This is a genomic window from Nocardioides sp. GCM10023255, assembly GCF_042653125.1.
Lineage (GTDB): Bacteria > Actinomycetota > Actinomycetes > Propionibacteriales > Nocardioidaceae > Nocardioides.
The window spans coordinates 280,545-300,562 of sequence record NZ_JBHSHU010000007.1 but is presented as its reverse complement, the minus strand read 5'-3'; the positions used below and the strand labels follow the sequence as shown (position 1 = coordinate 300,562).

At 72.0% G+C, this 20,018-nt stretch carries 21 protein-coding genes; 15 read left to right on the top strand and 6 right to left on the bottom strand.

The features are described from left to right. Nucleotides 1–6 precede the first annotated feature (6 nt). From ACFO9I_RS13610 to ACFO9I_RS13580, 7 genes are read left to right on the top strand one after another with little or no spacing between them, the layout of a single operon-like run. Nucleotides 7–1,032, top strand: coding sequence for a branched-chain amino acid ABC transporter permease (locus ACFO9I_RS13610; RefSeq protein ID WP_379181683.1), 1,026 nt, complete (start codon nt 7–9; stop codon nt 1,030–1,032). Continuing rightward, nucleotides 1,029–2,078, top strand: coding sequence for a branched-chain amino acid ABC transporter permease (locus ACFO9I_RS13605; RefSeq protein WP_379181681.1), 1,050 nt, complete (start codon nt 1,029–1,031; stop codon nt 2,076–2,078). Before ACFO9I_RS13610 ends, ACFO9I_RS13605 begins: the two co-directional genes overlap by 4 nt. Further along, a complete protein-coding gene (locus ACFO9I_RS13600; RefSeq protein WP_379181679.1) occupies nt 2,075–2,794 on the top strand; it encodes an ABC transporter ATP-binding protein in 720 nt (239 codons plus the stop codon). The genes ACFO9I_RS13605 and ACFO9I_RS13600 overlap by 4 nt, the downstream gene beginning before the upstream one ends. Continuing rightward, the gene (locus tag ACFO9I_RS13595) at nt 2,791–3,495 is read left to right on the top strand and encodes an ABC transporter ATP-binding protein (RefSeq protein ID WP_379181677.1); all 705 of its coding nucleotides are present in this window, start codon (nt 2,791–2,793) and stop codon (nt 3,493–3,495) included. The genes ACFO9I_RS13600 and ACFO9I_RS13595 overlap by 4 nt, the downstream gene beginning before the upstream one ends. Beyond that, nucleotides 3,495–3,824: a muconolactone Delta-isomerase gene (locus ACFO9I_RS13590; RefSeq protein ID WP_379181675.1), complete on the top strand. Its 330-nt coding sequence runs from the start codon at nt 3,495–3,497 to the stop codon at nt 3,822–3,824. The genes ACFO9I_RS13595 and ACFO9I_RS13590 overlap by 1 nt, the downstream gene beginning before the upstream one ends. Further along, nucleotides 3,821–4,471, top strand: a complete 651-nt coding sequence (locus ACFO9I_RS13585) for a hypothetical protein (protein WP_379181673.1) — start codon at nt 3,821–3,823, stop codon at nt 4,469–4,471. The genes ACFO9I_RS13590 and ACFO9I_RS13585 overlap by 4 nt, the downstream gene beginning before the upstream one ends. After that, a complete protein-coding gene (locus ACFO9I_RS13580) occupies nt 4,468–5,835 on the top strand; it encodes an FAD-binding protein (RefSeq protein WP_379181671.1) in 1,368 nt (455 codons plus the stop codon). The genes ACFO9I_RS13585 and ACFO9I_RS13580 overlap by 4 nt, the downstream gene beginning before the upstream one ends. 28 nt (nt 5,836–5,863) lie before the next feature. Here the strand turns inward: ACFO9I_RS13580 and ACFO9I_RS13575 are convergent, their stop codons facing one another. Then, nucleotides 5,864–6,721: a hypothetical protein gene (locus ACFO9I_RS13575; RefSeq protein ID WP_379181669.1), complete on the bottom strand. Its 858-nt coding sequence runs from the start codon at nt 6,719–6,721 to the stop codon at nt 5,864–5,866. A 118-nt stretch (nt 6,722–6,839) separates the two neighbouring features. Here ACFO9I_RS13575 and adhE point away from each other — a divergent pair, with 118 nt between their 5' ends. The 5 genes from adhE (at nt 6,840) to ACFO9I_RS13550 (ending at nt 12,338) form a co-directional block, all read left to right on the top strand. Further along, entirely contained in the window at nt 6,840–9,485 is a 2,646-nt protein-coding gene (gene adhE / locus ACFO9I_RS13570; protein ID WP_379181667.1) for a bifunctional acetaldehyde-CoA/alcohol dehydrogenase, read from the top strand. After that, entirely contained in the window at nt 9,475–9,927 is a 453-nt protein-coding gene (locus ACFO9I_RS13565) for an SRPBCC family protein (RefSeq protein ID WP_379181665.1), read from the top strand. Before adhE ends, ACFO9I_RS13565 begins: the two co-directional genes overlap by 11 nt. Before the next feature lie 76 nt (nt 9,928–10,003). Continuing rightward, entirely contained in the window at nt 10,004–11,146 is a 1,143-nt protein-coding gene (locus tag ACFO9I_RS13560) for an endonuclease/exonuclease/phosphatase family protein (protein WP_379181663.1), read from the top strand. 93 nt (nt 11,147–11,239) lie between these two features. Beyond that, nucleotides 11,240–11,485: a hypothetical protein gene (locus tag ACFO9I_RS13555; RefSeq protein WP_379181661.1), complete on the top strand. Its 246-nt coding sequence runs from the start codon at nt 11,240–11,242 to the stop codon at nt 11,483–11,485. Between the two features lie 127 nt (nt 11,486–11,612). After that, nucleotides 11,613–12,338: a class I SAM-dependent methyltransferase gene (locus ACFO9I_RS13550; RefSeq protein WP_379181659.1), complete on the top strand. Its 726-nt coding sequence runs from the start codon at nt 11,613–11,615 to the stop codon at nt 12,336–12,338. A 7-nt stretch (nt 12,339–12,345) separates the two neighbouring features. On the opposite strand, the gene ACFO9I_RS13545 is transcribed toward ACFO9I_RS13550, so the two are convergent. From ACFO9I_RS13545 to ACFO9I_RS13525, 5 genes are all read right to left on the bottom strand, one after another. Next, nucleotides 12,346–13,080, bottom strand: coding sequence for a FliA/WhiG family RNA polymerase sigma factor (locus ACFO9I_RS13545; RefSeq protein ID WP_379181657.1), 735 nt, complete (start codon nt 13,078–13,080; stop codon nt 12,346–12,348). Between the two features lie 66 nt (nt 13,081–13,146). Beyond that, the gene (locus tag ACFO9I_RS13540) at nt 13,147–15,168 is read right to left on the bottom strand and encodes a peptidoglycan DD-metalloendopeptidase family protein (protein WP_379181656.1); all 2,022 of its coding nucleotides are present in this window, start codon (nt 15,166–15,168) and stop codon (nt 13,147–13,149) included. A 28-nt stretch (nt 15,169–15,196) separates the two neighbouring features. After that, nucleotides 15,197–15,790, bottom strand: a complete 594-nt coding sequence (locus ACFO9I_RS13535; protein ID WP_379181654.1) for a hypothetical protein — start codon at nt 15,788–15,790, stop codon at nt 15,197–15,199. Then, nucleotides 15,787–16,221: a hypothetical protein gene (locus tag ACFO9I_RS13530; protein ID WP_379181652.1), complete on the bottom strand. Its 435-nt coding sequence runs from the start codon at nt 16,219–16,221 to the stop codon at nt 15,787–15,789. Before ACFO9I_RS13530 ends, ACFO9I_RS13535 begins: the two co-directional genes overlap by 4 nt. Nucleotides 16,222–16,309: 88 nt before the next feature. After that, entirely contained in the window at nt 16,310–16,732 is a 423-nt protein-coding gene (locus ACFO9I_RS13525; protein ID WP_379181650.1) for a prepilin-type N-terminal cleavage/methylation domain-containing protein, read from the bottom strand. Between the two features lie 259 nt (nt 16,733–16,991). Between ACFO9I_RS13525 and ACFO9I_RS13520 the strand changes: the two genes are divergently transcribed. From ACFO9I_RS13520 to ACFO9I_RS13510, 3 genes are read left to right on the top strand one after another with little or no spacing between them, the layout of a single operon-like run. After that, a complete protein-coding gene (locus tag ACFO9I_RS13520; protein WP_379181648.1) occupies nt 16,992–17,462 on the top strand; it encodes a GspH/FimT family pseudopilin in 471 nt (156 codons plus the stop codon). Then, nucleotides 17,446–19,359, top strand: a complete 1,914-nt coding sequence (locus ACFO9I_RS13515) for a prepilin-type N-terminal cleavage/methylation domain-containing protein (RefSeq protein WP_379181646.1) — start codon at nt 17,446–17,448, stop codon at nt 19,357–19,359. The genes ACFO9I_RS13520 and ACFO9I_RS13515 overlap by 17 nt, the downstream gene beginning before the upstream one ends. Further along, on the top strand, nt 19,356–20,018 hold the full coding sequence (locus ACFO9I_RS13510; RefSeq protein WP_379181644.1) for a PulJ/GspJ family protein: 663 nt from the start codon (nt 19,356–19,358) through the stop codon (nt 20,016–20,018). The genes ACFO9I_RS13515 and ACFO9I_RS13510 overlap by 4 nt, the downstream gene beginning before the upstream one ends.

Below are 20,018 nucleotides of genomic sequence, written 5' to 3'. Positions count from 1 at the left end.
ACAGCCATGACCGACACCACCACCTCCCCACCGGTGCACCAGCCGGAGCACGGGCCGGAGCACGAGACGGAGCCTCGCGCGCGCGGCGGCGTACCCCTGCTACCGCTCGGCATCGCCGCTGCAGTCGTCGTCGGCCTGGTGCTCGTCTACACGCTGGGTGGCAAGGAGTCCGGGCTGGTCACCCAGTCGATCGCCACCGGCCTGCTGCTCGGCGGTGTCTACGCGCTGGTCTCCGTCGGGCTCACCCTGATCTTCGGGGTGCTGGGCATCGTCAACTTCGCCCAGGGCGCCATGCTCACGCTGGCGATGTACCTCGTCTACGAGATGGTCACCGCCGCCGGCATCCCCGTGTACGTCGCCACGCTGCTGGCGATCCCGGTGATGTTCCTGTTCGGCGTGGTCGTCCAGGCCGCGCTGCTGAACAAGCTGACGATGGCCGGCAACGAGGAGGGGCCGCTCCTGGTGACGCTGGGCCTCTCGCTGCTGATCGTCAACGTGCTGCTGATGATCTTCGGCGGTCGGCCCAAGCGGGTGCCCAGCTCCGTCGACGGGTCCATCCACGTCTTCGACGCGATCGTCTCCTGGGAGCGCCTGATCGCGTTCGTGGGTGCGCTGCTCGTCGCCGGCGCGCTGACCCTGATCCTGCGTGGCACGTCCTTCGGCCTCTCGATCCGCGCGGTCTCGGCCAACACCCAGGGCGCGTCGCTGGTCGGCATCGACGTGCGCCGGATCTACGCGATGACCTTCGGCATCGGCTCGGCCTGCGTGGCCGTGGCCGGTGGGCTCATGGTGCCGTTCCTGAGCCTCACCCCGACGGTCGGGGAGCAGTTCACGATCCTGGCGTTCGTGATCGTCGTGCTCGGCGGCCTGGGCAGCGTCACCGGCGCCGTGGTCGGCGGCCTGGTGATCGGGCTGGTGCAGACCGTGGGCGCGCTCTACCTGCCGGGGACCGGCTCGCTGATCCTGGTCTTCGCGGTCTTCGTGCTCGTCCTGTTCTTCCGCCCGCAAGGCATGTTCGGAGTCAAGCAATGACCGCACTCACCACCGAGCGCCCCCAGCCGGTCCGCGCCGACGACCCCCGGCTCGAGGACCGGTCCACGGCCCGCACCTACCTGGCGCTGGCCGTGCTGGTCGCCGTCGCCGCCGTGCTGCCGCTCCTCATCGACGAGCAGACCGAGACGGTCGCGGTCCGCACCCTGATCTTCGCGATCATGGCCGTGGGCTGGAACCTGATGAGCGGCTACGGCGGCATGTTCAGCTTCGGTCACGCCGCGTTCTTCGGCATCGGCGCCTACACCGACGCCTACCTGCTGGTCGAGCACGGAACTTCGCCGTGGATCGCGATGCTGGTCGGCGCGGCCATCTCCGCGGCGGCGGGCACGATCATCGCGTTCCTCTGCCTGCGCTACCGGCTGGCGGGCGCCTACTTCGCGCTGGCGACCTTCGCCTTCGCCGAGGTGTTCCTGCTGGCCGTGCAGAACATCGACTTCCTGCGGCGTACCGAGGGCTTCAACGTCCCGCTGCTCACCGAGAACTCCTGGTGGATGATGCAGTTCGAGCAGGGCAGCCACAACTACTACTGGATCCCGCTGGCGATCCTGGCCGTCGGTCTGTTCGGCACCGTCGCGTTCGTCTCGTCCCGGACCGGGCAGTACGTCCAGGCCGTCCGCGACGACGAGATCGCCGCCGCGTCGCTGGGCATCAAGGTGATGCGGGTGCGGCTGGTCACGGTCGCCCTCAGCTGTGGGTTCACCTCGTTGGCCGGCGCCTTCTACACGCAGTACTACTTCTTCGTCGGCCCCGAGCAGGCCTTCGGGTCGGCGGTCTCGGTGAACGCGATCGTGCCGGCGGTGATCGGTGGCATCGGCACCGTGTTCGGGCCGGTCGTCGGCGCGCTGGTGGTCGGGCCGCTCTCGGAGTGGATCGCCAACGTGCTGCGCGAGCCCCCGGCCTTCCTGTCCTTCCTGCAGGGCGTGACCGGCCTCGACGTCGCGGTGTACGCCGTCCTGCTCATCCTCATCGTGCTGTTCATGCCCAAGGGCATCTACGGCACCCTGCGTGATCGGTTCCGCCCATGAGCCTGCTCCAGGTCGAAGACCTCACCAAGTCCTTCGCCGGCCTGACGGCCGTGAGCTCCGTCGACGTCGAGGTGCCCGAGCACGAGTTCCTCGGCATCATCGGGCCCAACGGCGCCGGCAAGACCACGCTGTTCTCGCTGCTGGCCGGCCAGCTCCCGCCCACCCGCGGCCGGGTCGTGTTCGACGGCAAGGACATCACCGGCTGGTCGCCGGCGAGGATCGCGGACGCCGGGCTGGTGCGCACCTTCCAGCTGATGCGCCCCTTCGAGTCGATGAGCGTGCTGGACAACGTCGCCATCGCGGCGCACCACCGGCGCCGTTCGCGCAAGGCCGCGCGCCGGTACGCGCTGGAGGTCATCGACCGGGTCCAGCTCGAGCGCTACGTGCACGCACCCTCCGGCAGCCTGCCGACCGCGGGGCTCAAGCGGCTCGAGCTGGCCCGCGCCCTGGCCCTGGAGCCGCGGCTGCTGCTGCTCGACGAGGTGCTGGCGGGGCTGGTCCCGGCCGAGCGGACGCCGATCATCGAGCTGCTGCGCGAGATCCACGCCGACGGCGTCACCGTCATGTTCGTCGAGCACATCATGGCCGCCGTCATGGCGCTGTCCCAGCGCCTGCTGGTGATGGCGGAGGGACGCGAGCTCGCGCTCGGCGACCCGCGCGAGGTCGTCGCCGACCCGCGCGTGGTCGAGGCCTACCTCGGAGAGGACTACGCATGATCCTCGAGCTGCAGGACCTGCACGCCGGCTACCGCCGGCTCGAGATCCTCCACGGGCTCTCCATGCACGTGGACAAGGGCGAGATCGTCTCGCTGATCGGGGCCAACGGCGCCGGCAAGACCACGACGCTGCGCGCGATCCACGGACTGGTCAGCACGACCGGCGGGCGGATCGTCTTCGACGGCAAGGACGTCCACCGGATGCGGGCGCACCAGGTCGTGCGCTCCGGACTGGTCCACGTCGCCCAGGACCGGGCGCTCTTCGGGGACCTGCAGGTCTCGGAGAACCTCGAGATGGGCGCCTACACCCAGCCGCGCTCCACGGTCCGAGCCTCCCTCGACGAGGTCTACGACCTCTTCCCGATCCTGGCCACCCGGCGCACCCAGCGCGCCAACACGATGTCCGGCGGCCAGCAGCAGATGCTGGCGATCGGCCGGGCGATGATGGCCCGGCCCACCTGCCTGACCCTCGACGAGCCCTCGATCGGGCTGGCGCCCAACCTCGTCTCCCAGGTGCTCGGGGCCATCACCCGGATCCGCGACACCGGCGTGACCGTGCTGATCGTGGAGCAGAACGCCTCGCAGGCCCTGGCGATCTCCGACCGTGCCTACGTCATCGAGAGCGGGTCGATCGTGCTGGAGGGGACCGGCGCCGAGCTCGCCGAGGACCCCCGGGTGCGCGAGGCCTACCTGGGGGTCTGATGGCGGAGTTCCTGGTCCACATCGAGATCGTGTGGCCGCCCGAGGCGCCCGAGGAGCAGCGCGCGGAGGTCTTCGCCCGCGAGCTCGAGCGCGGGCAGGAGCTCGCGGCGAACGGCCAGCTGCGCCGGCTCTGGCGGATCCCGGGACGGTGGGCCAACTGGAGCCTGTACGACGTCGCCGACGCGACCGAGCTGCACGCGGCGCTGAGCTCGCTGCCGCTGTACCCGTGGATGGACATCGAGGTGCACGCCCTGGCCGAGCACCCGAACGACCCCCGCGCCCTCGGCCTCGAGCCGGGCACGGGACCGACGACAGGAGGGGACGAGTGACCATCCGCCTGCTGGCGATCACGCCGATCTGGGTGAGCGAGGAGGAGCTCGCGCGACGGCAGCGTCGCTACGACGAGCTGTCCCCGGCCAGGGTCACGGTCGCGCTGGAGAACCTCGGGCCGGCGTCCGGCGTCCCGGCCGCCCTGGAGACCGACGACGACATCCGGGCCAGCGAGGAGGCGCTCCTCGCGCGCTACCGCGAGGTCGAGCCCACTGGGTGGGACGGCTACCTCCCCGACTGCGTGCTGGACCCGGTCAGCGGGCTCGACCACGGCCTGCCGCGACCGGTCTTCGGCCTGGGACGGCTGGCCTCGGCGTTCGTCGCCGGGCAGGGGGCCCGGCTCGGCGCCGTGGCCCGCAACAAGGCCATCGCGGCCGAGCTCGACCGCAAGCTGGGGGAGTACGCCGTCCCGCAGGTCGCCCCGACGGGGGTGCTCGACCTCACGGTCGACGACATCGCCGACGACGCCACCTGGGGGGCCGCAGTGGAGGAGCACGTGCGCGACCTCGAGTGCGACTTCGTGCTCAACGCCTGCTCGGCCGTCGACGTGACCGCCGGCGCGCGGGCGCCGTACCTGCTGGACCCGACGCGGACCGCCCTGGCCCTCCTCGGGCTGCGCGGCGAGGCGACGGGGGCCGCGCGGTGAGCGCGGAGCAGGAGGGCCCCGACCTCGTCGTCGCCGGTGCCGGCGGCGGGCTGGTGGGCGCCCTGCGCGCCGCCTCGCTCGGGCTCTCGGTGCTGGTCGTGGAGCGCAACGAGCACTTCGCCCGGGGCAACAACACCGCCATGTCGACCGCGATGGTGCCGGGCGCCGGCACCCGCTGGCAGCGCGAGGCCGGGATCGAGGACTCGCCCGAGACCTTCGTCGCCGACATCCGCGCGAAGACCCACGGGGAGGCCGACGAGCGCCTCGCCGCCGCCCTCGCCGGGGTGAGCGCCCGGCTGGTCGAGTGGCTCGCCGACGACGTCGGCCTGCCGCTCTCGCTGGTCACCGACTTCCCCTACCCCGGGCACTCGCGCTTCCGGTGCCACACCGTCCCGGGCCGGGCCGGGGAGGCCATGCTGCGCGACATCGTGCGTGCGGTGCGCGAGAGCGACCTGGTCGACCTGATGGTGCCGGCCCGGCTGACCGACGTCGTGGTCGGCGAGGGCGGCGTCGAGGAGGTCGTCGTCGAGACGCCCCACGGCGAGGAGCGGATCCCCACCCGGGCGGTGGTGCTGGCGACCAACGGCTTCGGTGCCGACACCGACCTGGTGGCCGAGCACCTGCCCGAGATCGCCGGAGCGACGTACCACGGCAGCGAGGGGTCGACCGGGGACGCGCTCGCGATCGGTGCGCGGCTGGGGGCGGCCACCGCCTTCCTCGACGCCTACCAGGGGCACGCCGCCCTCACCCCGGCGGCGACGCTCGCGGGCTGGGCCACGGTCATGCACGGCGGCTTCCTGGTGGACCAGCACGGGCGCCGCTTCGGGGACGAGACCACCGGATACTCCGAGTACGCCGCGCAGCTGGCGGCCCAGCCCGGCGGCAAGGGCTGGATCGTCCTGGACGAGCGGGTCCACGAGGCGTGCCTGGCGTTCGAGGACTACCGGGCCACGGTCGACTCGGGCGTGGTGCGCACCGCCGGGACCGTCGAGGAGCTGGCCGCGGCGACGGGGGTCGACGCCGGTGAGCTCGGCCGCACCTTCGAGCTGGCGCGGGAAAGCGCCGAGGGGCGCGCGGACGACCCGTTCGGCCGGACCGGGTGGGGGGCGCCGCTGAAGGCGCCGTACCGGGCGATCCCGGTGGCGCCCGCCCTCTTCCACACCCAGGGCGGGCTGGTCGTCGACGAGCACGCCCGCGTGCTGACCGGGAGCGGGGAGCCGGTGACCGGCCTCTACGCCTCGGGCGGGGCGGCGGCCGGCATCTCCGGGCACGGTGCCAGCGGCTACCTCGCCGGCAACGGCCTGCTGCCGGCGCTGGGCCTGGCGTTCCTCGCCGCCGAGCACGTGGCGGCCGGGAGGCGCTGACCGGTGCCGCCGCGGGGCGGCCGGGCCCTCAGCGCGGCCCGGTCGAGCCGCGACCCGGAACGGTCCGGCGACGCCGGAGCAGGACGGCTGCGCCTCCACCCACCAGCACCATCCAGGCGACGGCCAGGACGGTGGCGACGTCGGAGCTGCCGCGGTCGGGATACCCGGAGGTGACCTCCGGGGGCAGCATCTTGGTCTCGCCGCCCTCGTTCTGGTGGACCACCGCAGTGACGTGGCCGGCGGGATGTGCCACCAGGGCGCCGACCGGGTTCCCGGTGAGGACCGTGGGCAGGTTCGCCAGCACCGTCCCGATCTCCGGCGAGCGCAGGTCGGAGTCGCGATACTCGGGGTAGCCGAGGTGGTAGACGGCCGAGACCAGCATCGAGAGCGCCAGCGCCAGTCCCGCGAAGCCCAGGGTGCGCCGGCGACCGGTGCGGTCACCGTGCATGACCAGGAAGGCGATCGCCGCGGGGAGGACGAACAGGCTCAGCGCGTCCACGGCGCCGTACACGAGCCCGCGCCACAGCACCTCGAAGGCCAGCCGCCAGCCGTCCGGGCGGTCCGTGCCCTCGCCCCGCAGCACCACACCCACGAGGAGGAGCGCCACGACCGCACCCACGACCAGGCTGCTGCGCAGTCGCGTGCCCCAGAGGTCGCGCAGTTCGGGGCCCTTCGCCGCCAGGAAGGCGAGGAACCACCCGAGGGCGATCGTGAAGTAGACGAGGTGGTAGAGGTCGCGCTGCAGCCCGATCAGGTCGCTCCCGACGACAGGGACGAGGAACAGCAGCGCGGCCGTGCCGGCGAACCACCACCAGGGGCTCAGGGAGCTCCCGGGCCACGTGGTCGTCGTGGTCGGGGAGTGACGGGTCGGAGCAGGTCGGTCCATGTGGATTCCCCCTCGCCTCCACGGTGCGAGTGACCCGCGCCCCCGGGTTAGGGCCCAACGTCCCTGTCGACCGCCCGCCCCGGTGCACAGGGTGGAAGTGACCCCCGGGAGTGCCTCCATGACCCAGACCGACGTACCCGCCACCACGTCCGCCGCGACGGCTCCTCATCCGCCGCCGCCCGATGACGCCCGCCTCTCCGAGGTGGACGCGCTCGTCGCCACCGCAGAGCACGCGGCCGAGCTGTTCCGCGAGCTCGACCAGGAGCAGGTCGACGCGATCGTCGACGCGATGGTGCGCGCGGGCGTGAGAGCCGCCGCCGAGCTGGCGCAGGTGGCCATCGAGGAGACCGGGTTCGGCGTCTTCGAGGACAAGGTGGTCAAGAACTACGTGGCCACCGAGTTCCTCTCCGACTACCTGCGCGGCAAGCGGTCGGTGGGGGTGATCGACGAGGACGTCGAGCGCAACATCGTCCGGGTCGCCGAGCCGATCGGGGTGGTCCTGGCGATCACGCCGGTGACCAACCCGACCTCGACCGTGCTCTACAAGGCGATCGTTGCCGCCAAGACCCGCAACGCGATCCTGTTCCGGCCCTCGCCGTACGCCATCCGCTGCTGCGAGCGGGCGGTCGAGATCCTCCGGGAGGCGGCGGAGGCGGCGGGCCTGCCCCCGGGCGCGCTGCAGGTCATCCCGGACGCCGCGCACGAGGTCACCCACCACCTCTTCAAGCACCCGGGCGTCGACTTCATCTGGGTCACCGGTGGCCCGAAGATCGTGGCGCTGGCCAACGCCGCCGGGAAGCCGGCGCTGAGCGTCGGCCCCGGGAACGCCCCGATCTACCTGCACCGCACCGCCGACGTCCGTGGCGCGGTCGTCGACATCCTGATCTCCAAGACGTTCGACGCCTCGGTCATCTGCCCGGCCGAGCAGACCTGCATCGTCGACGAGGCGGTGTACGACGACGTGCTCGCCGAGTTCCGCCGGATGGGCGCGCACCTGCTCACCGAGGTCGAGGCGGACGCGCTGGTGCAGTTCGCGTTCGGCTGCGAGACCGGCATCGGCGACAAGGTCAACATGGCCGCGCTCGGCCAGCTCGCGCCGTCGCTGGCCTCCCGCGCGGGGCTGCAGGTGCCGCCCGGGACCAAGATCCTGCTGGCGCCGCTGCCCTCCGACCTCGACCAGCTCGCCGCGCACCCGCTGGTGCAGGAGAAGCTGATGCCGGTGCTGGGCCTGGTCAGCTCGCCGAGCGTCGAGCACGGCATCGCGGCCGCGGTGCTGGTCACCGAGCACGGCGGCCTCGGCCACACCTCGGCGGTGTACGCCAACGACGAGTCGGTGGTGGACGCCTACGCGAAGGCCGTGCGCACCGGCCGGATCCTGGTCAACGCCCCGACGGCCGTGGGCGCGCTCGGTGGGGTCTACAACAACCTGACCCCGACGTTCTCCCTCGGCTGCGGCACCTGGGGCGGCTCGACGACGACCGAGAACGTCAACTACCTCCAGCTGCTCAACATCAAGACCGTCTCCCACCGGCGCACCCCGCCGCAGTGGTTCCGGGTGCCCGCCAACACCTACTTCAACGCCGGCGCGCTGGAGAACCTGCGCGACCTCGAGTGCGAGACCGCGGTCATCGTCACCGACGCCGACAGCGAGCGCCGGGGCGTGGTCGAGCTGCTCCGGGGCAAGCTGCGCACCCGGCACGTGCAGGTGTTCAGCGAGGTCGAGCCCGAGCCCACCGAGGCGATCATCAAGGCCGGCGTCGCGCTGCTGGACCGGGCCCGCCCCGACCTGCTCGTCGCGGTCGGCGGTGGCTCGGTGATGGACGCCGCGAAGGCGATGCGGCTGTTCTACGAGCACCCGGAGAAGACGCTCGACGACCTCACCCTGCCGTTCCTCGACCCCCGCAAGCGGGTGGCCGACTACCCGCGCGACGCGCACACGGTGCAGCTGGTGGCGATCCCCACCACCTCCGGCACCGGCTCGGAGGTCTCGCCGGCCGCGGTGATCACGGTGGGGGAGCACAAGGAGACGCTCGTCGACTACTGCCTCGTCCCCGACGTCGCGATCGTCGACCCGCTGCTGACCCTGAGCATGCCGATGTCGGTCACCGTCGACAGCGGGATCGACGCGCTGACCCACGCCCTCGAGGCCGCGGTCTCGATCTTCGCCTCGCCGTACACGGACGCCTTCTGCGTGCAGGCCGCCCGGCTGATCTTCGACGCGCTGCCCCGGGTGCACGACGACCCGGGCGACCTCGCGGCCCGCACCGACATGGCCAACGCGGCCACCCTGGCCGGGTTGGCGTTCTCGAACGCGTTCGTCGGCACCAACCACGCCCTCGCGCACGCGGTCGGGGCGCGGTTCGGGATCGCGCACGGTCGTGCCAACGGGCTCTTCCTCCCGCACGTGCTGCGCTACAACGCCGGGCTGCCGAGCAAGTTCATGCCCGCGCCGGGCTACTCGGCGTACGTCGCCCCGGAGAAGTACGCCCAGCTCGGCCGGGTGGTCTTCGGCGGCCGCGAGCCCGAGGAGAGCAGGCGGCGGCTGTTCCAGGGGGTGGAGGACCTGCTGGACGGGCTGGAGATGCCGCGCTCGATGCGGGCGCTGGGGATCCCCGAGGATGAGTTCGAGGCCGCGCTGCCGGACCTGGTGATGACCGCGTTCTCCGACCTGAGCAACCGCACCAACCCGCGGATGCCGCTGCTGGAGGAGCTGACCACGCTGCTCCGGCTCGGGTACGACGGCGGTGAGCGGCGTGCCGACTGACTCCGCCACCCGGTCGGTCGTGGTGAAGGCGCCGTTCGCGGAGGTGCTCGCCACGATCCGCGACGTCGAGTCGCAGGCCGACTGGATCCCCGAGATCCTGGAGGCCGAGCTGCTCGAGGTCTACGAGGACGACGAGCTGCCGGCGACGGCCCGGTTCAAGGCCTCGGCCACGGTCGGCACCGACGAGTACACGCTGAGCTACGAGCACACCGACACCACGATGAGCTGGACGATGGTCGAGGGGAAGCTGCAGACCGGGCAGGAGGGCTGCTACACCCTCGACGAGCTCGACCCGGGCCGGACCGAGGTCACCTACGAGCTGACCATCCACCACAACCTGCCACTGCCGGGCTTCCTGCGCCGCCGCGTCATCAACGGGCTGGTGGAGAGCACCCTCGGCGGGCTGCAGCGCTACCTCGAGGCGACCCCGCACGGGTCCTGACTCCCCGAAAGGGGCGATGTGCCCGCCCCGGACATCTGCACAGGGTGGACACGCCCCCCGACCCAGGAGATGAACCATGACCTTCCGCTACCGGGCGCGCCTGGCGGTCGCCACGCTGCTCACCCTCGTCGTCGCGGGAGCCGGACTCGGCTCCGCCGGGAGCGCGGGGGCCCAGCCGGCGCACCACCGCCCCCACCGCCAGCTCACGGTCATGACCCAGAACCTCTACCTCGGCTCGCCGCTCGACCCGGCGCTGAGCGCGACCACGCCGACGGAGTTCGTGACCGCCGTGGCGCAGATCTACGGCACCGCGGTGGCCACCGACTTCCCGAAGCGGGCGCAGGCCATCGCCGACACGGTGGCCGCCGAGGACCCCGACCTGGTCGGGCTGCAGGAGGTCACCAAGTGGATCGCCCAGCCGCTGGTCGCCGGGGCGAACCCGCCCAGCTACGACTTCCTGAAGATCCTGCGGGCGGCGCTGGCCGAGCGCGGCCTGCACTACCGCGTCGCCGCGGTGTCGAGGAACGCCGACATCGGGCCGGCGCCGCTGGTGTCCCCGACCTTCGGGTGCGGGGTGCCGACGTCGCCGACCACGCCGCAGTGCGTGGTGACGCTGCAGGACCGCGACGTGATCCTGGTGAACCGGGACACCCGCCACCTGTACGTGCGGCACTCGCGCAGCGGTGACTACAAGACCCAGCTGGAGTTCACCCCGCCGGAGTCGGTGCCGGTCTCGTTCGCCCGCGGGTGGGCCGCGATCGACGCGTCGTACTTCGGCACCCGCTTCCGCTTCCTGACCACGCACCTGGAGATCGAGCAGTTCGCCCCCGTGCAGGAGGCGCAGGCCCGGGAGTTCCTCAGGGGGCCCGCGCACGTGTGGCGCCCGGTCATCGCGGTCGGCGACTTCAACTCGCCCGCCGACCCGGCCACGACCAGCACGCCGACCGCGACGTACTCCCTGCTCACCAAGCGGTGGTTCCACGACGCCTGGAACGTCAACGGCGACGACCCGGGGCTGACGTGCTGCCAGAACGGCACGCTGAGCAACCCCACGTCCCAGCTGAAGACCCGGATCGACCTGGTGCTGGCCCACGGGTGGGTGCGGTCGCTGTCCGCGCACGTCGTGGACGACGAGGTGATCGACACGACGCCGCCGCTGTGGCCCTCCGACCACGCCGGCGTGGTGGCGACGCTGAGGCTGCCGCGCCCGCACCACTGACTTGATGCTGGTCACACCGGGCGCAACATCGGATCAATCACGACGAAACATGTGTTGGAGAGAGTGGAAGCCCCCACTCTCCCGAGGAGACGCATGACCCGCCTGATCGATGACCTGAACACCCTGCACGCCTCCTACGTCGACGCCATCAACGCCGCCGTCGCCGAGAACGACCTGACCCGCGCCGAGGAGCTCGCGGCCGGCTACGACAGCGACGCCATCCGGATGATCGCCGAGCGCGAGGGACGCACCGACCTGCTGCCGATCCGCCGCCCGGAGCGCCCGGACACCCCGCTGCGCCGGCTGGTGGCGAAGCTGGGTGCGCTGCGCGCGGCCTGAGCCATCCCTGTTTGAGTCCGGGTCCGGGTCCGGTGGCTGGCGGTGAGTCAGCCACCGTTTCCGCCGCGTGATCGGTGGCCTGCTCACCGCCCACTCGATCGTGCTCCGACCCCCTAGGGTCGGCTCGATGGCCGACCCGATCTTCAGCGACCGCCGCCTCGCGGAGGTCTACGACCCGTTCGACCCCGACCGCAGCGACCTCGAGGTGTACGCCGCGATCGCCGGCGAGCTCGGCGCCCGCCGGGTCCTCGACGTCGGCTGCGGGACCGGCACGTTCGCGTGCCTGCTCGCGGGTCGCGGGCTCGAGGTGACCGGAGTCGACCCGGCCGGCGCCTCCCTGGACGTGGCCCGCCGCAAGCGCCACGCGGAGCGGGTCACCTGGCTGCACGGCGACGCCACCACCCTCCCGCCGATAAAGGTCGACCTGGCGACCATGACCGCCAACGTCGCGCAGGTGTTCCTGACCGACGACGACCTCGCGGCCACGCTCGCCGGCGTACGCGCCGCCCTCCGGCCCGGTGGCCACCTGGTCCTCGAGACCCGTGTGCCCGAGCGCCGCGCCTGGGAGGAGTGGACGCCCGAGCTGACCCGGGCGCGGGCCGACGTCCCGGGCGTCGGTGGTGTCGAGACGTGGTGCGAGGTCACCGACGTGAGCGGTGACCTGGTGTCGTTCCGCTGGACCACCGTGTTCGACTCCGACGGGGCCGTGCTGACGTCGGACTCGACGCTGCGCTTCCGCGGGCAGCACGAGATGGTGAGCGCGCTGACCGCCGCCGGCTTCGTGGTCGTGGACGTGCGCGACGCCCCGGACCGGCCGGGCCGCGAGCTGGTGTTCGTGGCCCGTCGGGACTGACCAGCTCTCAGTGAGCGGCTTCGAGCAGCTTGCGTCGCAGCGTCATCGTGGCGCGGCTGTGCAGCTGGCTGACCCGCGACTCGGTCACTCCGAGCACCTGTCCGATCTCGGCGAGGGTCAGCCGGTCCCAGTAGTAGAGCGCGACCACGATCTGGTCGCGCTGCGGCAGCTCGCGCACGGCCGCGAGGAAACCGGGCGGGATGTCGTCGTCGGCGCCGGGCAGGTCGACCGCGGCGCGCGGCGTGTCCTCGTCGTCGAGCGTGGCGGCCTCGAAGCTGACGACACTGGTGTTGGCGGTCTGGGCGTACATCGCCCGCAGCTCGGCGACCGTGATGTCGAGCTCGGCAGCCACCTCCGGGTCCTTGGGGGCGCGGCCGAGCTTGCGCTCCAGCCGGGCCTGGGCGGCGTCGATGTCGCGGATCTTCTCGCGCACCGAGCGGGGGACCCAGTCGCCGGCCCGCAGCCCGTCGACGATCGCGCCGCGGATGCGGGAGACGGCGTACGTCTGGAACTGCAGGCCGCGGTCGGGGTCGAACTTGTCGATGGCGTCCATCAGCCCGATGACGCCATCGGAGACGAGATCGTTCTGGTCCACGGACGAGGGCAGTCCGGAGCGCACGCGGCCGGCGACGTACTTCACCAGGGGGGAGTACTGCAGGACCAGGCGGTCACGGGCGTCCTTGTCGCCGGACTCCTTGAAGCGCTGCCACAGCAGGTCGACCGAGTTGTCCGCCGTGTCCACGTCGCCCTCCCCGAGGGTCGCGACCGTCGGTCGGCCCGTTGCCCCGGGGTCAGGCTAACCGAATGATCAGCCCGCGTACTCGAAGTGCCACGGCTCCGGCCGGCTGCCGCCCGGCTCGGCCCAGGACGGGTGGCGCCACCCGAAGGCCGGCCCGTGCGCCAGCATCCACGCGTGCTCGGCGCTGTCGAAGCTCTCGATGCCCCCGCACAGGTCGACCGCGAGCCCCCAGCCGTGCACCGACGTGCCGGGGGTGGCGGTGAGGTTCGGCTTGAGCACGTGCACGCGCTCCTGGCCGTCGCGGGAGCGGTAGGAGTCGGTGATGCACAGCTCCGCGCCGTTGTCCTCCGCGAACGCCGCACCCATCAGGCGGTACGCGACGGCCGCGTCGCAGCGCAGCAGCTGGCCGCCGTCGGAGGTCGCGGTGCAGAGCGCGCTGTCGGGGACCTCGCCGTTGGGGTACGTCGGTCGCGGCGCCTCGGGCAGGTCGAGCACCTGGGTCGGGTCGACGGCGATGCCGTCGAGCCGGACCTCGAAGTGCAGGTGGGGCCCGGTCGTGTTGCCCTTCGAGCCCACGAGGCCGACCGGGTCGCCGGCGGCCAGGGTCTGGCCGTCGGTCACGTCGACCCGGGACAGGTGGGCGTAGAGCGTCTCCACGCCCCCGCCGTGGTCGATCCGGACGAGGTTGCCGGCCCAGTCGGGGTGCTCGATGGTCACGGTCCCGGCGCCGGCAGCCACGACCGGCGTGCCGGTGGGTGCCGCGAGGTCCTGGCCGGTGTGCTCGCCGGACGACCAGAGCCCGCCGTCGTCGCCGAACCCGGCCGAGAGCCGGTAGGAGCCCGCGGCCATCGGGATCCGGAACGGGCCGGACCCGTCGACCACCGGCGCGGGTGCGGCCGGGCCGCACACCCCGCCGGACGGCGGCGCCGGGTTGTCGCCGGACTGCTCGACGGTGGCACGGCGTACGCCGAGGACGCGCGCCGGCAGCGGCTGGACCGCGGCGGTGCCGGTGGCCGGGTCGGCGACGATCATCCGCCCGAGGCCCACGTAGACGGCGGTCTGCTCCAGCCCGTCCTGCCGGCCGCCGAGGACGACCACGTCGCCGACCTGGATCGAGGCGAGGGGGACCGCGCGCAGGTCCTCCCACTGCCCGGTGACGTCGGCGGGCAGGGTCACCGAGGTGCCCCAGGCGTTGGCGAGCAGGCCGCCGCAGGCGTACGTCGTGGCGTCGACGCCGTCGGGCACGGTCGGCAGGCCCACCCGGTGGAAGGCCTCCGAGACGGCACGCACGGTCTCGGCGGGGACGACGGTGACCGGGCGACCGTCGGGCGTCCTCGCCTGGGCGACGCCCGGGACGGGACGGTGGCTGGTGACGCGGACGGGCTCGAGCGGGGCGGCGAGGCGCCCGGGGTCGGCCAGCTCCTCGGCCGGGGGCGGGACGACGGCGGCGGAGCCGACACCGCGCAGGTAGTGCTCCCACGACCTGAGGGCGAGGCGGTTGCGCCGGTCCTGCGCGCGGTCGGTGACGGCGTACGACGCCTGGAACTGCGAGCGACGGATCGCGGCGTCCACGACCTGCCGCGCCGACCAGGTGGCCTCGATGCGCTCCTGCTTGCGCTGCGCCTTCTCCCAGGCCAGCCGGTCGCGCTCGGCCGTGGTGATGGCGTCGTCGAGGGCGCCCTGCACCATCTCGGCCAGCTGGCGGGCCGACTCGGCGTCGGCCGCGGCCTCGGCCGCCCGGTCCACGTCGGACTCGCCGGGGGTGATCAGGTTGCCGAGCGTGTGCAGCACCCCACCCCCGTCGCCGGCGACCTTGGCGCGCAGCTCGGCTGCGACGTCGGCTGCCTTCTCGGCGTTGCCGGAGAGCCGCTCGGCCTGGGCGCTCAGCGCCGAGACCCGCTCGCGGGCCGCGGCGTACGCGGCGTAGGTGTCCTGCACGCGTCGCTGGATCTCGACGGTGCGCGCGGGCGCGGTCACCTCGGAGGCGCTTCCCGTTGCCGCGGTCGAGGGGGAGGGGAGGAGCGCCAGGGCGAGGGCGGCGAGCAGCGTCGTCCGGAGTACGACGCGTGCGCGGGCGCGGCCGATGGCCATGGTGTCCTTCCTGGGATGGTGCGGTGGGTCAGTCGTCGAGGAACGCGATCTCCTGCAGCAGCGCGGTGCGCCGCTCGTGGGAGAGGGCGGTGACGTGGAGGGCGTCGGGGTCGATGGCGAGCGGGGTGGGCGCGATGGTCGCGGGCTCGACGACGACGGGCTCGGCGACCGCCACGGCCTGCGCCTCCACGGGCACCTCGGGCAGCGGGATGCTCGGGACGGCGATGCCGGCCACCGGGATGGTGCCGGCCGGGATGCCCGTGACGGGGGCGTCGGGCACGGGCGTCTCCGCGGCCGGGGTGCGAGGGACCGGGACGCCTTCGACCGGCAGGCCTTCGACCGGGATGCCTTCCACCGGGATGCTCGCCACGGGGGCGGAGGTGGGCGGCAGGGGGGCGCTCGGGACGGGGACCTGGTGCGGCTCCGCCGGCACCGCCGCAGCCGGGGCGGCAACGGGGGCGGCGTCGAGCTCGGGGGCGGCCGCGGCAGCAGCTGCGGAACGGCGGGACGCCTGCAGGCCCACGCCGAAGACGGTGCGGATCACTGCGGCCATCTCGCGCAGGGTCTCCTGGGCGGTGTCGGGGGCGAGCACCTGGGCCGGGCGTTCGGCGGCGATCGTCATGCGGACCAGCTCCTCGAGAAAGCGGTGGGGGTGTGGAGGGAGTAGGGGAGCGGCTCCACCGTCACGGTGGTCCGCACCTTCGCGAAGCCGCTGAGGAAGCTCAGCCGGTGCATCAGGAAGGTGCGCGCCGTCTTGGTGCCGGTCAGGGTCACCCGGCCGTCGGGGTAGATCGTGAACGTCTGGCCGGACACCGTGATCCCGTTGACGGTGGCGTCCTGCCGCGCCGCCGCGAGCGCGCTGACCGCGGTCTCGCGCGTGGTCGGCCCCTTGGCTGCCACTGCCGCCGCGGCGTAGCCGGCGGTGCGTACGTCGTCGGGCTCCGAGATCCTGGTCAGGAACACCGAGCCCGCGTCGACCGCGAGCACGCCGGCGGCGAGCGCGACCACGAGTGCCAGGCCGCGGAGGCTGAAGAGCCGCAGTGGTCCACTCATGACCTTCTCCTCAGTGAAGGATCGGAGGGTAGCGACTGGGGGCAGCACTCGGATGAGTGCCGCCCCCTGCGCAGAGAATCAGGTTCGATCAGCAGCCGCCGCCCGCGGTGGGCTGGAGTCCTCCGTTGTTCTCCTCGTACTTCCACTCGTTGTCCGCTGCGTCGGCGGAGCCCGCGGTGTTGTAGCCGGAGATGCAGAAGTCGCCACTGGCCGGGTCGCCCGAGACCGTGAAGACACTGTCCTCGTTGTGCTTCCAGCCGGCGGCCTCGAGTGCCGTGTCGGAGTAAGCGGTGGTGCTGGTCGCGTCGTCGGTCGCGATGGTCGCGGCAACCGTAGCGGCATTCTTCAGGTCCGACTTGATGCCGGCGTCAACGCCCTTCTGGCGCTGGTTGAGGAAGACCGGGATGGCGATCGCGGCGAGGATGCCGATGATGATGATGACCACGAGGAGCTCGATCAGGGTGAAGCCCTGGTCCTTCTCCTTCATGGACTTCTGCAGTCGAGCAAGCATGAGTTCTCCTGGGAGTCGTGCGGTGTCGAGCGCGGTTCCGCACCGGCTTGTGCCCGGGGGTCTTGGCGCGTCTGTCATCCCCAACTTCGGTGAGGGGAGCGGCCACCTTTAGAGCCGTTTGAGAAAAAGTTGAGAGTTCTCGCGGCGTGGTGGATTGCCGGACCCGAGTCCTCAAGTTCCCCACGGTGCAAACCGAAGTCATGGGTGCAAGGGGCGCTCGACGGCGAGCGCCCGTCGTACGCGTGCTCGGAGGAAACCGGTGTCGCAGCCCGCACGGGACAGCGGTTACACGCTGATCGAGGTGCTGGTCACCATCGTGCTCATGGGGGCGATGATGGCGATCGCTGTCGCGGGCTACGACCGCTGGGCCGCGGCCAGCGAGCAGTCCGGGACCGCGCGCGAGATCCAGTCGCTGATGCGCCAGGCGCAGCAGCGTGCGGTCACCGAGGGACGGGCGATGTGCGTGAAGTTCACGTCATCGCCGGCCCGCTACACGCTCTACCGCGGCGCGTGCGATGACACCGCCAAGACCAAGGTCAACGGTCCCTTTCAGGTCAACGGTTCCCGGGTCGGAATCGGCTCGCCGAGCTTCACCGACTCGACTGGCGGGGTGACCTTCTTTGCGCGTGGGACCGCGAGCCCCGGCTCGGTCACCGTGACCCGTCAGGGGTCATCGAAGGTGTACACGCTCGAGGTGGAGGGACTGACCGGTCGTGTCTCCCTCGACTGAGTCGCGGGAGCTCGGTCACGAGCCGCACCGTCGGGAGCCCGACCGCGCCGACAGTGGCTTCACCCTGATCGAGATCATCGTGGCGCTGGGCATCATCACGGTGGTGATGTCGGCGCTGCTGCCGCAGCTGGTCGTCGGCATCAAGTCCACCAGCACCTCGCGACTCATCACCCAGGCCAAGGGCGTCGCGCAGGGCCAGCTGGAGCGGATGCGGAACCTGCCGTACCACGTGGCCAAGGACTCCGGTGACTTCCTCGACGTCCTCGACTACTACTACACGAACCGAACCGCTCCGGCCGTCGCCGCGACCTGTACCAGTAGTGGCGGCTACCGGCCGCCGCTGACGTCATGGACCGGGTACGTCGGCTCGACCAACACCGCCCGTTGCGACTACGAGCCGGCGACCGGCGCGATGTACCGGACCGTGAGCGCGCCCCAGAACGGGTTCACGGTCGTGGTCACCACCCAGTTCCTGTCTGGTGCGACGCCGCCCCTGCCGGTCTCGCCGCCGAGCGGCTACAACACCCAGAGCACCGGTAACGACAGCCCCGCCGCCATGCAGATCGGCGTGACGGTCACCGTCCTCTACTCGGACCGGCAGACGTTGCGGCCCGTCTCGACGTATACACGCATCGCCGACCAGCCCACCGCCCCCGACCAGATCAAGGTGAGCGCGGACGCGACGGTCGTCGAGGTCGGCAGCGAGACCGCGAGCGACGGCGCGGTCACCCTCGACTCCGGGATCCTGCACCTGACCGGAGCACTGACCTACGCCAGCACTGCCGGCGCGACCATCGCCACCACGTCCGGGGGTGTCGCCAGCGGCGCCCAAGGTGGGGGGACCTCGACGACGCTTGCCGTGCCGCCGGTGGTCACCGCGGGATCCACGATGAGCCCCCCGGGCGACCTCACCTCTGGCTGCGGGCTCGTCTGCTGGGGCTCCACCCGCCTCGACAACGGCGGCGTCACCTCCCAGAACGGCTTGCCCAACGTGGGCTCCTGGTCGGCACCCATGCAGTCGCTGGTCACCGACAAGGTCAACAACGGCCTGGGCTTCGACAACGGACCCGCGAGCTCGCGGCGCACGGACCTCGCTCTCGCCGCTGGCCCGCTGCTGCGCCTGCAGGACACCGCCACTGCGACGCCGAGCGGGCTCACCAACAGCTGCGGCGCAGGTGCCACGGGCACGTCCTCGTACGTCACCGCCAGCGGCTACGTGCGCAGCACCGCGGTGAAGGATCCCGTGGCGCCAGCCGTCGTGGAGAGCTGTGCGCGAGCACGGGCGAGCACCATCGCGCTGTTCCCCACGACCTTCGCGCCCCAGGGCGTGGTGCAGATCGAGCTGCAGGCGGCCCAGGCAAGGTGCGTCGTCAACGGTGTCGGCCACGTGCCCGCCGGATCTTCCGACTACCTGGCGCAGGTGAGGTACCACCTCCCGGACGGCCCGGACAGCTACTCGGGCTGGAAGGTCATCAGTCCGTCATCGCCAGACCCCCTCGACAGCATCAACCTCGCGACGACCCTGGTCGGTGACGGGCACTACCTCGGCGACTACGTCGACTCATGGTCGGGCCTGACACAGGCAGAGGTCGAGAAGACCACCGGCACCGGGTCGGTAGCGGTGAACCTGCCCGGCGTGGTCACGCTGATCAGCCAACCGGTGCGCGTCGGAAGCACCCCGCTCACGGTCACGGCCAGCCCAAGCACCACCCCAAGCGCCAGCCCGAGTCCTAGCCCGTCAGCCGGCCCCACCGCCACGGACTCGTCATCTCCGAGCGCGTCGCCCTCACCGAGCATGAGTGCCAGCCCGAGCCCGACCGCCATCGGCGTGGATCTCACCTCCGCGCTGTCGCTCACTCTCGGTGTCACGAGCTGCTCGGCGAAGGACGCGCGATGACGCCGACGGTCGAGTGCGTCGAGGAGCCGTGCGACGAGGGCATGACGCTGGTCGAGGTGCTGGTCGCGATGGCGCTCTTCGCGGTTGTCGGCAGCCTGCTGCTCGGTCTCGCGTTGTCGACCAACGACGTCACCGAGGGCACCAGGAACCGCACCGGCGTGGCGGAGGAAACCCGCACCGCGATGGAGCGGATCACCCGTGAGCTGCGCCAGTCGTCAGGGCTGGAGGCAGTCACACTGCCGACGGTCGCCGCACCAGGCACCACGTCGTTCACGTTCTGGACTGACTTCAACGGCGACGGCGCCCAGACCAACAACGCCACGGACCCCGAAGTGCTGACCTATCGATGGAACGCCGGGACCCGGAAGCTCTCGCTCACCGCACAGACGGCCAGTGATCCGGAGACCCGACCGCTGTTGGCCGCCAAGGTGACGTCGTTCGAGGTCGGGCTGAAGAGCAGCCGGTGGGAGTACGACGCCGACGGCAACGGCAGCACCACCTGGCAGGAGCTGGACGCTTCGGCTGTGGGCAACAAGGACGGCGCCCCGAACGGCACCGAGCTGGCATACGTCGACCTGCTCGAGATCACCATGACGGTCGCCGACGTGGAGGGTGCCCAGACCTACCGCACCCAGGTCGACCTGCGGAACAGGAGCTGA

What these genes read in the sequence shown, in the direction of transcription:
- ACFO9I_RS13560 (WP_379181663.1), top strand. Translation starts at nt 10,004, where the DNA reads ATGACCTTCCGCTACCGGGCGCGCCTGGCGGTCGCCACGCTGCTCACC.
- ACFO9I_RS13590 (WP_379181675.1), top strand. Translation starts at nt 3,495, where the DNA reads ATGGCGGAGTTCCTGGTCCACATCGAGATCGTGTGGCCGCCCGAGGCG.
- ACFO9I_RS13575 (WP_379181669.1), bottom strand. Translation starts at nt 6,721, where the DNA reads ATGGACCGACCTGCTCCGACCCGTCACTCCCCGACCACGACGACCACG.
- ACFO9I_RS13540 (WP_379181656.1), bottom strand. Translation starts at nt 15,168, where the DNA reads ATGGCCATCGGCCGCGCCCGCGCACGCGTCGTACTCCGGACGACGCTG.
- ACFO9I_RS13530 (WP_379181652.1), bottom strand. Translation starts at nt 16,221, where the DNA reads ATGAGTGGACCACTGCGGCTCTTCAGCCTCCGCGGCCTGGCACTCGTG.
- ACFO9I_RS13550 (WP_379181659.1), top strand. Translation starts at nt 11,613, where the DNA reads ATGGCCGACCCGATCTTCAGCGACCGCCGCCTCGCGGAGGTCTACGAC.
- ACFO9I_RS13555 (WP_379181661.1), top strand. Translation starts at nt 11,240, where the DNA reads ATGACCCGCCTGATCGATGACCTGAACACCCTGCACGCCTCCTACGTC.
- ACFO9I_RS13595 (WP_379181677.1), top strand. Translation starts at nt 2,791, where the DNA reads ATGATCCTCGAGCTGCAGGACCTGCACGCCGGCTACCGCCGGCTCGAG.
- ACFO9I_RS13600 (WP_379181679.1), top strand. Translation starts at nt 2,075, where the DNA reads ATGAGCCTGCTCCAGGTCGAAGACCTCACCAAGTCCTTCGCCGGCCTG.
- adhE (WP_379181667.1), top strand. Translation starts at nt 6,840, where the DNA reads ATGACCCAGACCGACGTACCCGCCACCACGTCCGCCGCGACGGCTCCT.
- ACFO9I_RS13535 (WP_379181654.1), bottom strand. Translation starts at nt 15,790, where the DNA reads ATGACGATCGCCGCCGAACGCCCGGCCCAGGTGCTCGCCCCCGACACC.
- ACFO9I_RS13605 (WP_379181681.1), top strand. Translation starts at nt 1,029, where the DNA reads ATGACCGCACTCACCACCGAGCGCCCCCAGCCGGTCCGCGCCGACGAC.
- ACFO9I_RS13525 (WP_379181650.1), bottom strand. Translation starts at nt 16,732, where the DNA reads ATGCTTGCTCGACTGCAGAAGTCCATGAAGGAGAAGGACCAGGGCTTC.
- ACFO9I_RS13510 (WP_379181644.1), top strand. Translation starts at nt 19,356, where the DNA reads ATGACGCCGACGGTCGAGTGCGTCGAGGAGCCGTGCGACGAGGGCATG.
- ACFO9I_RS13610 (WP_379181683.1), top strand. Translation starts at nt 7, where the DNA reads ATGACCGACACCACCACCTCCCCACCGGTGCACCAGCCGGAGCACGGG.